Here is a 13889-nt window from a genome sequence, read left to right on the forward strand (position 1 = left end):
GATCAGGCTTTGGCCAGCGCCCGGTCTAAGTGAACGTAGCCGCCGTCGACGTAAAGCAGTTGGCCGGTCGTGTGGCTCGACCGCCGGGACAATAGAAACGCGGTTGTGTTGGCAATCTCCTCGGCGGTCGTCATCCGGTGCTCCAGCGGGATGTTGGCCGTGATCGACGCGAGTTTTTCTTCCGGGTTGGGCAATGTCTGAATCCAGCGTTCGTACAGGGGCGTCCAGCATTCGGCCACGATGATGGCATTCACCCGAATGCCGTATTTGAGCAGTTCCACGGCCCACTCGCGGGTGAGGGCATTCCGACCACCATTAGCCGCTGCGTAGGCGGATGTACCGCCCTGTCCGGTTTCGGCGGTTTTCGAACTGATGTTCACAATAGCTCCTTTCGATTCTTTGAGCGCAGGCAGAGCGTAGTGTGCCATGAGATAGTAATGCACGACATTCTTGTGCAGCGAGGCCATGAACCGTTCGTAATCCCCCGACTCCAGACCAACCCCGTCGTTTTCTCCGGCGTTATTGACCAGTCCATCGATCCGGCCGAACTGCGCAAGCACTGCGTTGACCGCCTTCTCCGACTCCTCCGGCTTACTCAATTCGGCTACAACCTGGAATGCCCGACCGCCGGTAGCCTCAACGGCCGCCACCGTAGCCTGGTTATGCGACTCAGTACGGCCAATGATCACTGGAATGGCGCCTTCTGCCGCCAGTACTTTCACAATACCCTCGCCAATGCCCCGGGCACCGCCAGTCACGATGATTACTTTGTCTTTAAGTTGTAAATCCATGTGCGCATTTATAATTTTTTGAAAGCCCTGGACTGCATAGTTGACATGCACCCTGACGTCAGTTCCGGCGTTGAACCGTACTGTAAACTACAAACTCAAAAACTGAAAACTCATTTTAATGCGAAACGGCAAGTTTGACAACTTTAACCGCGCTATTCTTTATTGCAAAGTAAAAAACAATCAGAAAGCAGGCGGCTGGTACGATGTAGGCCGTCTGGATCGTGGACAGATCAGAGATTTGCCCCATAATAACCGGGAAGATTGCCCCGCTAACAATCGCCATAATGACCAGCGAGGAACCAATCTTGGTCTTTGGCCCCAGCCCTCTGATGCTGAGCGCGAATATGGTTGGAAACATAATCGACATAAAAAACTCGACCCCAACCAGCGCATATACGGGGAACATACCACTGGACAGCACGGCTACTATCAGCAGCACAAAATTGATTAGGCTGTAGATCGCCAGGAGTCGGGGTGGTGCGATAAACCGCATCAGGTAGGTTCCAAAAAAGCGCCCGATCATGAACGCCAGTAAGGCGCCGGACAGGTAATAGGCCGCCATTTTCTCGTCGATGTCCGCTACCTTACCCGCAAACCGGATAAAGAAACTACTGACGCATACCTGCGCCCCAACGTAGAAGAACGGGGCGAGGACGCCGAGAACGAGGTTCTTTTCGCCCAGCACTGAGCCGCTGGCCTGTTGGGGTGTGTCGGCTTCTTCAACAATTTCAGGAAGTTTCGTTCGCCAGATCAGGACCGCTACCAGCAGCACGGTAAGACCAATCAGCAAAAACGGAATTTCGACGGAAGCCGCTTCCTCAGCCAGGTAGGCATTCAGTTGCCGGGGCGACATGCTTTGCTGCTCCTGCTCCGAAAGGTTTTTACCCGACAGGATAAATACGCCCCCCATCAAGGGGGCCAGAAAAGCCGCCAGCCCATTGAACGACTGGGCGAAGTTTAACCGCTGGGTTGCCGTTTCGGCATCGCCCAATACGGTAATGTAGGGATTAGCGGCCGTTTCGAGCAGGGTCAGGCCGCTGGCAATGATGAAGAGGGCAACCAGAAAAAAGCTGAACATCCGCAGTTCGGCCGCCGGGTAAAACAGAAAGGTACCAAACGCAAACAGGATTAGCCCAAGTGTAATACCCGCCTTGTACCCAAACCGCTTCATGAACACACCGGCGGGCAAGGCAATGAGAAAATAAGCGACGTACGACGCTGAGTCGATTAATGCCGATTGGAAATCGCTCAGCTGACAGGCTTTCTTGAGGTGTGGAATTAGGATAGGGTTCAGATTAAGCGCAAATCCCCACAGGAAAAACAGCGAGGTAATGAGAATGACAGCCAGACGGGTTTTGCGGTCAGACATTAGACGTATCAGTTAAAAGGCAGGGCCGTAAATTGAATAATGCAAAGGAATAGTATTTATTTATAAGGATAACGTGATAAATTATCTAAATAGTAAGGGATATTAACATCAAAAAATGCGCAGTGCTATATTTCATGAATATTTTCTGACATGAAACCTCATCTGCTAAAAGTCCCCACAGAGCCATCACATTCGTTCAGTATGCGTCAGGAGCGGGTACCGAACATTAACAACCGCTGGCACTACCATGCCGAAGTAGAGTTAATTCAGTTTCACCGGGGGATGGGTACTCAGTTTGTGGGCGATAACATCAAGCGGTTTGGCCCGGGTGATATTGTACTGGTAGGGGCTAATCTGCCGCACTACTGGCGGTACGACGATAGCTATTTCTCCGACGAGCAACATCTTCCATATGCGACGGTCGTTCACTTCATGGAGAACTTCTGGGGTGATCGGTTTCTTAGCCTGCCCGAAAACAAACCCCTTAGACTTGCTCTCGACAGAGCGCGAAGTGGCCTGCTATTAACAGGAACGCTAAACGCATACGTAGCCGAGCGGATGGAAAAGTTACGCCATGCCGAAGGCCCTCACCGCATCATGAACCTAATGGACTGTTTGCTGGCCATTGCCCAGTCGAACGAGGTAATCGTTTTGTCGTCGATCGGTTTTCAGTACGATTTGTCGGAGTCGGAGAATGAGCGCGTCAATGCCATTTATGACTATACCTTACGTCATTTTAACCAGCGCATTACGTTAGAAGAAATTGCATCAGTAGCCGGGTTAGTGCCCAACTCCTTCTGTCGATATTTTAAATCCAGAACAGGCAAGACGTATTCCCAGTTTCTGACGGAAATTCGTGTTGGAGCCGCTTGCAAACTCCTTATCGAGAACCGGGTTGGTATTAAGCAGATTTGTTTCGAGAGCGGCTTCAACAACGCCAGTTGCTTTCATCAGCGGTTCAAAGACATCACAGGAAAAAGCCCGCAAATCTACCAGCGAGAATACGCCAGTGAAACGCCTTAATTAGATAGCCAGACAACCGAGTGGCTACCGATGCACGGGCAACTGAGTATAAATACACATAGATAAAGCCTTTATAACCTAAAAAAAATACCACAACCTTTCTAACTTTGACCAATGCAATCCATAGTGCGCAGGCTACATTCGTGAAAGCACCTAAGCAGCATCCTGACGATAGCCTTTTGTGGAACAACCTCCGGAAAGGTGATCGAGACGCGTTTTCTACGCTATACCAGCGCTACGTTGGTGTGCTGTATAACTATGGCTATCATTTTGTGGCCGATGCCGACATCGTTCAGGATGCGATTCAGGAATTATATATTGATTTGTGGCGGCTTCGGGAAAACCTGTCTGAAACGACATCCGTAAAGTTTTATCTCTTCCGCTCTCTGCGCCGACGCATCCACCTCACGATAGATGCCGACAACGACCGCCTGTCAATGCTTGACGAAAAGTCGACGATCGCTTCGCTGTTTGTGCCTTCGGGTGAGACCGACTACATTCTTCAGGAGCAGCAGGAAGTTGATTTACAGAGATTGCAGCAACTATTAGTGCAGCTTCCACCCCGCCAGTACGAAGCCATCCGGCTCCGCTTTTTCGACAATTTTTCGTGGGAAGAAGTAGCCACCATCATGCAGATGAATGAGCAGTCGGTACGTAATCTCATTCAGCGGGCCATCAAAAAAATGCGGGAATCATTTGGCTTACCACTCCTTCTGCTGCTACTCTCTCAGGTGCATTGCACAATAAGATGATTTATTTTCAGAGAGAAGTGAGTTAAAAATAAAATTTCTCGCTTTGGTACTATCAAAGGTTCGATGACACAATCCTTTGATGATGCCGCACGACTACAACGAACTAACGGATTTCCTGCTGGACGACCGCTTCACGGACTGGGTGAAGACAGGGCACAACAGTACGTACTGGGGCGATTTCTTCAGCCAGCATCCGGAAAAACGCATCCTGGCCGAGCAGGCACGAGCACTGATCCAGGCAGCGGCTGGCTTACCCGTTGTTCAGCCCCATGCTGATCAAGTAAGCCAAATGTGGACGCAGATCGAGGCTGCGGTTCAAGAACCAGTCGTGCGGCCGCTACGTCGGTTACCCACCTGGACCTACTGGGCTGCGGCTGCCTCCGTTGTCGCTGTGCTTATTGTCGGCGGTCGCCTTTGGTTTCAGCAGCGGCAGCCCCAAACGGTTACGTACCAGCAGTTGGTGAGCCAGTCAGAACAGGCACTTCGGGAGGTTAACAACCAAACGAACCAGCCGCAGCTTGTCCGGCTAGCCGATGGCAGTACCGTACGGGTTGATCCCGGCAGTCGGCTTAGTTTCCCGCCAACGTTTCGGCAGGCGGCCCAGCGGGAAGTATACCTGTCGGGGCAGGCGTTTTTTGATATTGCGAAAAACCCGCAGCAGCCGTTTCTGGTCCACACCAATGAGCTGGTAACGAAAGTCTTGGGGACAAGCTTTACCATACGAGCCGACGAAAAAGCCAGTCAGATTACGGTCGAGGTCAAAACCGGGAAGGTCTGGGTGTTTAGACAGAGTGATCCGGAAGGCGCACCTCAAGCGCCGTTTGGCGCTAAAGACGGGGTTGTCCTTAAGCCCAATCAGCAGGCTACGTTCGACCGGACGAATGGTCAGCTGGCGCCATCGCTGGTTACTCAGCCCAAGCTACTTGTCGAACCCAGCGCCATTCCTTCCTTTGAGTATGACGAGACACCGGCACCGCTCATCTTTAATGCCCTCGAAAAAGCATATGGTGTCGACATTGTCTACGATAAAGCCTTACTGGCAGACTGTCGCCTGACGGCCTCGCTCACCGACGAATCGTTGTTCGATAAAATACGACTGGTATGCCAGAGCCTGGATGCGCAGTATGAAATAATTGGCACACAGATCGTCATCTCGGCAAAAGGTTGTGCCAATGATACCAATTCTTCACCTAACCCCTAACCGGTATGATAAGAACCTGCTCCTAAGCACAAAAAAGTCGGCCATGCGCTAACATAGCCGACTTGAATTACCTGCTCCACCACGATTGCCGTCGTGCGTTTCGTCCCTTGCCGGGGACAAAGCGGAGTTGTTTTCATCTTCCTGTTCCTGAAAAACAAAAACCGAGTAAATGTATGAAAAAACCTCTCCTCTACGATTCACTCGTAGTTAAGGCTATGCGCATATCTATCTGCCATTTGCTGTTAATTATTCTGGGTAGCAGTTTCGCGCTGGCTCATGATAGCAAAGCGCAGGAACTGCTCCAGCGAAAAGTATCCCTGCAACTGCGGGATCAGAGCCTCAAGAAAGTACTTCAGGCGATTGAGAAACAAGCAAACGTTAAGTTTCTGTACCGGGCTGATTTAATTCAGCAAAGCCAGCCAGTTACGGTATTGGTCAACGAAAAAACGGTAGAAGAAGTGCTTTCCATGGCCCTTCGACCGAGTCAGCTGACTTATAATGTGTCAGGTCGTCAGATCGTGTTGACCAGGCTGAAGCCAATCCCTGCACCAACGGCCCCAACGTCAACGGTTGACAATGCCCAGGCAGCGGTCGATCAGTCCGTCAAAGGACGTATTACCTCATCTGATAACGGAGAAGGCCTGCCGGGGGTGAGCATCCTGATCAAAGGCACCACCAAAGGCACTACCACCAACGCCGATGGCGATTACCAGCTGGTGGTGCCCAATGCAGATGCAGTGCTGGTGTTCAGCTTTGTGGGTTACGAGTCGCAGGAAATTCCCGTAGGTAATCGCACGGAGATCAACGTCTCGTTGAAAGCCGACGTAAAGGGACTAAACGAAGTGGTTGTGGTGGGTTATGGCACCGTTGCCAAACGCGACCTGACCGGAGCCGTGAATTCGGTGGATAACGACAAACTTCGCGAAACGACCCGGACCAATCCGTACCAGGCCTTACAAGGGCAGGCGGCTGGGGTCGACATCCGAAACACCTCCAACAAACCGGGCGGGGGTTTCCAGGTGCAGATTCGGGGCTTTAACTCGATTGGGCGTGGCTCCAGCCCACTGTTTGTGGTGGATGGTATCTTTGTCAATGACATCACCAACATCAACCCGGCCGATATCCAGAAGATCGATATCCTGAAAGACGCTTCGGCCACGGCTATTTACGGCTCACGCGGAGCGAATGGCGTCGTGATTGTCTCGACCGTCCGCGGAAAGGCCGGGAAAGCGCAGGTTCAATATGATGCGTACGTCGGCTCACGATCACCGACCAATCTGCCTCGCATGTTCACCGGCGACGAATTCGTGCAGTTTGCCAAAGATGCAGCCGTGGGCGTTGGCAAGCCTGACCTACCCCTGGATCAGATGTTCAGTCCCAACGAGCTGACGAATATTCAAAACAAGCAATATGCCGATTGGCCCCGCCTGCTGCTTTCGTCGGGGTTACTCACAAACCATACGCTGGGTGTCAGTGGAGGTGGCGATGGTGGGTTACTCTATAGCTTTGGCGGAGGCTTTACGTCCGATCAGGGCACCATCTCGAACGAAAACTACAAGCGGTACAACCTACGGGCCAGCATCAGCAAATCGCTTACGTCATGGCTGGAGATCGGTCATAGCGGCTATGCGTCCTACGAAATCCGGAATGATGGTAGTAACGAAGCCCTCCGGTCGGCTTACCGCTTACGCCCAACGGGTAGCGTTTATGATGCCAACGGGCAGCTTCAATTCTTTCCATCGGCCCGCGAAACGCAGATTACTAACCCTCTCTTTGAGCCTGAAAACGAAAACCGCGAAACCCGGTATTTAAAGTATTTCGGCAGTTTGTACCTGAAGATTAATCCGGTTCAGGGTGTCGAATTCCGAACGAGTATTGCGCCGGATATTGAGTTCAACCGCTTTGGTCAGTACGATGGCGTTTACACGAAGAACTCCATTGGCCAAACCGCCCGGACGCTGGCCCAATACAACAGCAACAACCGACTGGCCTATACCTGGGACAACATCGTCAATCTCGAAAAAACGATTGGCGGTATCCACAACATCAAAGCGAGTTTAATATCGTCGCTCTGGTCGTCGCGTAGCGATGGCAGCGCTCTTCAGGTTCGAGATTTCGCTACTGATGCGTACTCCTTTTACAACGTTGGAGCGGGTAAGAATGTGCAAGTCCCATCAACCTATTTCGTGCAGGAGCAGTTAGCTGCTTTTGTCGGGCGGGTGAACTACGCCTTTAAGGACAAATACCTGTTTACCGTAACGGGGCGCTACGATGGCTCATCGAAACTGGCTGCGGGTAAGCAATGGAAGTTCTTCCCCTCTGCGGCTTTTGCCTGGCGGCTCAACGACGAAGCCTTTTTAAAGAATACGGCCGTCAACGATTTGAAGTTGAGGCTTAGTTATGGGCAGGCAGGCAACAACAACATCAACGCCTACAGCTCACAGGCTGGCGTTGGTGCCGGTTTTTACGCCTTTGGGAACGATGTCGCCCCAGCCTCAACCGTAAACAATCTGGCCAATCAGAACCTGACCTGGGAAACCACGAAAGAACTAAACCTGGGCGTCGACTACGGCTTTTTCAACAGCCGCATTTCGGGTAGCGTTGATGTTTACCGGCGGGTCAGCGACGGGCTGATTCTGACGCGGCAGTTACCCGCCATAACGGGTTACACGTCAGTGGTGCAAAATATCGGATCGGTTCAAAATACCGGTATAGAAGTCAGCTTAAACACCGTCAATGTCAAAACTCCGTCGTTTCAGTGGCGAACGACCCTCAACCTGGCCCATAACAAGAACGCGATTCAGCAACTGTATGGCGACTCGAAAGACGACATAGGAAATGGCTGGTTCATCGGTCAACCCGTCAATGTAAACTACGATTACGTCTGGGATGGCATCTGGCAGACCAGCGAAGCAGATCAGGCAAAAACGTTCGGCCAGAAACCGGGGCAGATCAAAGTGAAAGACCTGAATGGCGACGGCAAAATCACATCCGCTGACCGGCAGATTATCGGTTCGCCCTTGCCCACGCTCACCGGCGGTATCACCAATAATTTCACGTACAGGAACTTTGACTTTGCTGTCTTCGCCTACACGCGCCAGAACCTCCAGATGTTCAGTGTGTTTCACAATGAATTTGCCTTCGGGCAGGACGAGCTGCCCGCCCGCTTCAATGGACTGAAGATTGATTATTGGACACCCACGAATCCCATTAATACCTGGTTCCAGCCCGGCAACGCCGGACCGTATAAAAACGTGGTTCGCTTCCAGAATACCTCATTTGTCAAAATTGGCTACATCACTCTGGGGTACACGCTTCCAAAAGACCTGTTAAGTCGCCTGAAGATGCAGACCGCCCGGGTTTACTTCACCGCCCAAAATCCATTCGTCTTCACCAAGTACGCTGGCTGGGATCCCGAAATTGCCGATCAGAGCAGTTTCGCTGCTGCTGTTATGAACCGTACACTGTTAGGTGGTATTAGTATTAAATTTTAATCCGACCCGTTCCTATGCGACTTTTCCATACATCTATCCTTCGTACGGTAACCGTGGCTAGTCTGCTCCTGTCAGCGGGAGCCTGCTCGGACTACCTTGAAGAAAAAAACCTATCGAGCCTGACCGACTCCAACTATTTCACCTCGCCGGGAAGTTTCGATGCGCTGGTCGTGGGCACGTACAATCAACTGCGAGATGCCACCCGGCAGTACCAGCTTCATTTTCTGGGTACGGACATCATTACCCGACAGGGTTTAATCAGTGGTCAGAATCCTGTCAACGACTACGTCAACCTCAACGCACAGGAAGGAACCCTGGTCCCCATCTGGAACTCGTATTACGCGATTATCAAAAATGCGAACGTCGTACTGTCGCGGGCAAATGTCGTTCCTGGTCTGACCGAGTCAGCTAAACAGCTGGGCTTTGCAGAAGTTAAATTCCTACGGGCGTACAGTTATTTTACGCTGGCCGTTCAATTTGGGGGCCTTCCGCTGGTGCTCGACGAGGTCAGAACGGCCACCACTGATTTCGCCCGGGCCTCGGAAGAAGACGTATTCAAACAAGTGATCAGCGATCTGGAAAGTGCAGCAGCGGTACTGCCTGCTGTACCCACGCAAACCGGACGAGCCAGCAAGGGCGCCGTGCAGCATCTGCTGGCCAAGGTGTATCTGACGCGAGGTTACAAACCGTTCGGTACGCCCGCCGATTTCGAGAAGGCCCGGCAATTAGCCGACGAGGTGATCAAGTCCGGCACCTACTCCTTATTGCCTACCTTCGCGGCCGTTACTGATTACAACAATCAGGTGAATAAAGAAGTAATTTTTGCGGTTCAGTACACATCGACACTTACCGCTAACGGAGCCGGAAACGATCGCCATCAGCTGTTCAAATTTGCGTATGAAGCGTATCCGGGAATGAGTCGCACGAGTGACTACAACAAAGCCATTCAGGATTATTCACCGACACCTTATTTTTATTCGCTCTTTAGTGACCACGACGTCCGCGAAGCCGCTACCTACAGCCGGGTAATTTATGCCGTGGTAGACAATGCTGCACGGGGCGTCGTTAAAGGCGATACGGTTATTTACTTCCCGAAACGTGCGTGGACAGCCGCCCAGAAAGCCGCTAAAAAGTACCGCGTTTTCAACCCCGACGAATACTTTACTCCCGACGGAACCACGACCAGCCACTTTCCGATGTTTCGGCGGTATGACGACCCATCGGCCCCCTACACCGACACCGGTGCCCCCCCGCAGGGTACGCGCGATGCTGTGCTGTTCCGCTTAGCCGAAACGTACCTAATTGCCGCCGAAGCTGCCCTGAAGGCAGGCAATGCTTCTCTAGCGGCTGATTACATCAACCCAGTTCGTCAGCGGGCCGCCATGCCGGGCTTTGTGAGTGAGTTTACGGTGAAGCCAGCCGATGCAACCATCAACCTGATTTTGGAGGAGCGGGCCAGAGAGCTTACCGGTGAAGTGTCGCGCTGGGAAGACTTAAAACGGACCGGTACACTGATTGAGCGCGTGCTGGCCTACAATCCACACGCCCAATTGAACAAAGCCATCGATCAGCACAACTTGTTACGACCGATTCCACAACGAGAAATCGACCTGACAGGCGGCAAGATCACCCAAAATCAAGGGTACTGATTTCCAACTAGTCATTTGTCGTCAAGGGTGGTCAGGGATGGTTATGAGTTGTAAAATGCCTGACCACTTTTGACCATTCCCGACCTTTTTTTGACTACCCGCCCTTAACTTGTCATTACGTCGTGAATAAACTGCTGTTTCTCTTCGGCCTGTCTTTGCTGAGTTCATCAAGCTTCGGTCAGGCCACGCCTACTTCCATACTTAGTTACGGGGCGAAAGCCGATGGCAAAACCAACAATGCGGCTGCCATTCAGCGAGCCATTGATGACGTATCGACCAAAGGCGGAGGTCGGGTATCAATCCCCAACGGCGTTTTTCTGACGGGACAGCTCGTGCTCAAATCCGGTGTCGACCTGCACCTGGCCGACAATGCCATCCTGCTGGGTAGCCCAAACCGACTCGATTATACAAATCAGGTAGCGATGGGCTTCATTGTGGCCCGCAACCAGCAGAACGTGTCCATTACGGGCCGGGGCGTCATTGACGGTCAGGGACGCCTGGTGGTGCAGGACCTGCTTCGATTGCTCCGGGCGGGCAAATTACAAGACAACGAGTATAAGCAGAAACGCCCAACCGGCGAAAATCGGCCCATGCTGATTGAGCTGATCAATTGTCAGAACGTGCGGGTGACGGGCATAACGGCCAAAGACGCGGCCAACTGGGTAACGTCGTACCGAAAGTGCACGAACCTGACCATTGACAGCGTCCGGGTGGAGAGCACGGCTTACTGGAACAACGACGGTATTGATTTGGTCGATTGTAAAGACGTAACCATCACGAATTGCATCATCAACGCCACCGACGACGGCATCTGTTTGAAATCGGAAGATCCCGGAAGCCGCTGCGAAAACATCAGCGTCGCGCATTGCACCATCCGGTCCAGCGCCAGTGCGTTCAAACTAGGAACAGGTTCGTACGGTGGTTTCAAGCACATCACCGTTCGAGATCTGACGGTTTACGATACGTTCCGGTCAGCGATTGCGCTGGAGTGCGTCGACGGTGGCCTTCTGGAAGACATCGACATCCGTAACGTAAAGGCTACTAATACCGGCAATGCCATCTTCATCCGGCTGGGTCATCGCCGACCGAATGGCCCCGTCAGTCAGGTGCGCAATATTCGTATTGCCAACGTAGAGGTTGAGGTTCCGCAGGGCAAACCCGACATTGGCTATCCGATTGAAGGCCCACCGATTAAAGAACCGCATAATTTGATTCCGGCATCGATCACGGGCTTACCCGATCATCCGGTACAGCAAGTAGTACTGGAAAACATCAGCATTGTGTACGGGGGCGGAGGCCAGAAGAAGATTGCCCACGTGAGCATAGACTCACTGGCAACCGTACCGGAACGCCCGACAGGATACCCGGAATTCTCGATGTTTGGCGAGTTACCTGCCTGGGGTTTCTACGTTCGGCACGCCGAAGGCGTACAATTCAAAAACGTTCAATTGCGCTACGAATCCAATGACTTCCGACCAGCCTGCGTTTTTGATGACGTAAAGACGCTCGTTCTGGATAATCTACAGATCCCACAGGCGACATCGTTACCATCGGTTGTTCTGCATAACGTACCAGCCCCTTCGTTAAAAAATGTGCAGCTGCCCGCAGCCCAGGAACAAGCGGTGAAGATCCTGACTAATTAGTGGCCGCTACTCATACACACCTTCCACGACCACAGACTTTGTCTATTACCGGCTGATGTACCAGCTGAACAAATTGATAAAAATGCTCTTGACTAATAATCAGCTATATTAGCCCAAACTTCTCCCGATAGTGTATCGCAAAACTCCCATCGGGTATCTACCCTGATTCACCGTAACAAAAGATGAGCAATCCTGAAGAAGACTTATGGCGACGTTTTCAGGAAGGCAGCGAGCAGGCGTTTACCACGATCTATAGGTCCTACTATGCCATATTGTTTAAGTATGGGTATCACATTGCGCAGGACGACGAACTGGTAAAAGACTGTATTCAGGCACTCTTCGTTGAACTCTGGAAAAGTCGCCAGACACTTTCTCATACGACATCGATCAAATACTATTTATTGAAAGCCATGCGCCGGAAAGTATACCGGATGCTTCGGCAGGAGGAACAGTATACGGAATATGCATCTGATGCCGAAACCCAGGATGTTAATTTCTCTCCTGAACTTGAATTAATCACCCTACAGACAACTCAGCTTCAGCAGGCATCGCTGCGCCAGGCCATCGACCAGCTTTCCAACCGCCAGAAAGAAGCCATCACCCTGCTGTATATCGAAGGCCTCTCCTATCCTGAAATATCGGACATGATGTCAATCAAGATTCGCACAGTTTATAATTTGGTGCATACGGCGCTGGAAAGTCTGCGCAAACAGTTGAATCAGCCCGGTCTGTGGGCGGTTGTGGCGGTGCTGCTTTGTTCTCAGTAGCCCGGCCAGGCTACACCAATACCAAACTTTTCTCAAATTTTTTCCAAAATCTCTGGTAAAAAAGCGGAACAGCCGCCATTGCTCTTCTGATACGCGAATACAGACCTTCAAACGGGTCGTCTTTCGCTTACCTGGCACTAATTAGCGCATGGAGTACAGAGAGTTTTCGGCCATTGATTTAGCAACCGATCCCGCGTTCATCGACTGGGTGCAACGGCCTGATAGCACCAATTTGGCTTTTTGGGAGACGTTTCTGGCACAGAACCCCGACCGGGCAGAGGTTGTGGCTGCCGCCCGTCAGTTGGTAACTGGCTGGCAAATCAATACGCCTACGGCATCAGCAGATGATATGGACAGCGTCTGGCATAAAATCCAGGCAGCAACGACTGATCATACGGTCAGTAGCCAATCACGTTTTGTAATAAATCGCTCCTCGTACTGGCGGTGGGCCACGGCTGCTTCTGTCGTATTGGTCCTGCTTACTGGTGGCCTCTGGTTTTTCAATAAGTCCCATACGGTGCGCTACGTGACCCAGCGGGGAGAAACCAAAACCGTACAGCTCCCCGATAAGTCGACGGTGGTGCTGAACACAAGTTCATCCCTGGAATTTTCGGGCGACTGGAAGGCGAATCAACCGCGCGAGGTAACGCTTACCGGAGAGGCCTTCTTTTCGGTAACGCATCAGCAAAACCAGCAGTCTTTCACGGTCAGAACACCTGAAAACCTTCGCGTTGAGGTACTGGGCACGACCTTCACGGTATCAGAACAGGCTACAAAGACTCGGGTTGTGCTCAACTCGGGTAAGGTCAGGCTATACGTCAGTTCAGGTGCTCAGCCGCTGTTGATGAAGCCGGGCGAACTGGTAGAAGTGTCGAAAAATCGGCAGGAGGTTGTTCGACGCAAGGTGGTACCGGACGTGTATAGCACCTGGAAAGACAATCAGTTTGTATTCGACGACACATCCCTCGGTGAGGTAGCCGAAATGATCGGACGTCAATTCGGGGATACCGTTGAGTTTGCTGATGACTCGCTTCGAAACCGGCGCATTACCCTTCGACTCCCTACCCGTGACCTCGATCTGTTGCTGGTATCGGTAGCGGAGATGCACGACTTAAAAATTGAACGACAAGCCAATCACATCCGCATTGCAGCAACCCCTGCTGCCAAGTAAATCCAGATTAACCTGGCCATTCCCACTAA

General features: G+C 51.9%; 10 protein-coding genes. 8 read left to right on the plus strand and 2 right to left on the minus strand.

What is annotated here, in order from left to right; translation table 11 throughout:
• Positions 1 to 2 precede the first annotated feature (2 nt).
• A complete protein-coding gene (locus tag ACFSUS_RS18770) occupies positions 3 to 791 on the minus strand; it encodes an L-fucose dehydrogenase (RefSeq protein ID WP_381525271.1) in 789 nt (262 codons plus the stop codon).
• A 115-nt stretch (positions 792 to 906) separates the two neighbouring features.
• Positions 907 to 2160: an L-fucose:H+ symporter permease gene (fucP, locus tag ACFSUS_RS18775; RefSeq protein ID WP_381525272.1), complete on the minus strand. Its 1254-nt coding sequence runs from the start codon at positions 2158 to 2160 to the stop codon at positions 907 to 909.
• A 150-nt stretch (positions 2161 to 2310) separates the two neighbouring features.
• On the opposite strand from fucP, the gene ACFSUS_RS18780 reads away from it, so the two are divergent.
• From ACFSUS_RS18780 to ACFSUS_RS18815, 8 genes are all read left to right on the plus strand, one after another.
• Positions 2311 to 3183, plus strand: a complete 873-nt coding sequence (locus ACFSUS_RS18780) for an AraC family transcriptional regulator (RefSeq protein ID WP_381525273.1) — start codon at positions 2311 to 2313, stop codon at positions 3181 to 3183.
• A gap of 107 nt (positions 3184 to 3290) precedes the next feature.
• Entirely contained in the window at positions 3291 to 3935 is a 645-nt protein-coding gene (locus tag ACFSUS_RS18785) for an RNA polymerase sigma factor (protein ID WP_381525274.1), read from the plus strand.
• A 79-nt stretch (positions 3936 to 4014) separates the two neighbouring features.
• A complete protein-coding gene (locus ACFSUS_RS18790) occupies positions 4015 to 5136 on the plus strand; it encodes a FecR family protein (protein ID WP_381525275.1) in 1122 nt (373 codons plus the stop codon).
• Positions 5137 to 5309: 173 nt separating this feature from the next.
• Positions 5310 to 8630: a TonB-dependent receptor gene (locus tag ACFSUS_RS18795; protein WP_381525276.1), complete on the plus strand. Its 3321-nt coding sequence runs from the start codon at positions 5310 to 5312 to the stop codon at positions 8628 to 8630.
• A 14-nt stretch (positions 8631 to 8644) separates the two neighbouring features.
• The gene (locus ACFSUS_RS18800; RefSeq protein ID WP_381525277.1) at positions 8645 to 10279 is read left to right on the plus strand and encodes a RagB/SusD family nutrient uptake outer membrane protein; all 1635 of its coding nucleotides are present in this window, start codon (positions 8645 to 8647) and stop codon (positions 10277 to 10279) included.
• Between the two features lie 122 nt (positions 10280 to 10401).
• The gene (locus ACFSUS_RS18805; RefSeq protein WP_381525278.1) at positions 10402 to 11922 is read left to right on the plus strand and encodes a glycoside hydrolase family 28 protein; all 1521 of its coding nucleotides are present in this window, start codon (positions 10402 to 10404) and stop codon (positions 11920 to 11922) included.
• 182 nt (positions 11923 to 12104) lie between these two features.
• Positions 12105 to 12689 (plus strand): RNA polymerase sigma factor, encoded by a 585-nt coding sequence (locus ACFSUS_RS18810; RefSeq protein ID WP_381525279.1) that lies wholly within the window; start codon positions 12105 to 12107, stop codon positions 12687 to 12689.
• 148 nt (positions 12690 to 12837) lie between these two features.
• Entirely contained in the window at positions 12838 to 13860 is a 1023-nt protein-coding gene (locus ACFSUS_RS18815; RefSeq protein WP_381525280.1) for a FecR domain-containing protein, read from the plus strand.
• Positions 13861 to 13889: the final 29 nt, after the last annotated feature.

The sequence above is a fragment of the Spirosoma soli genome, assembly GCF_042684525.1.
Taxonomy (GTDB): domain Bacteria; phylum Bacteroidota; class Bacteroidia; order Cytophagales; family Spirosomataceae; genus Spirosoma; species Spirosoma soli.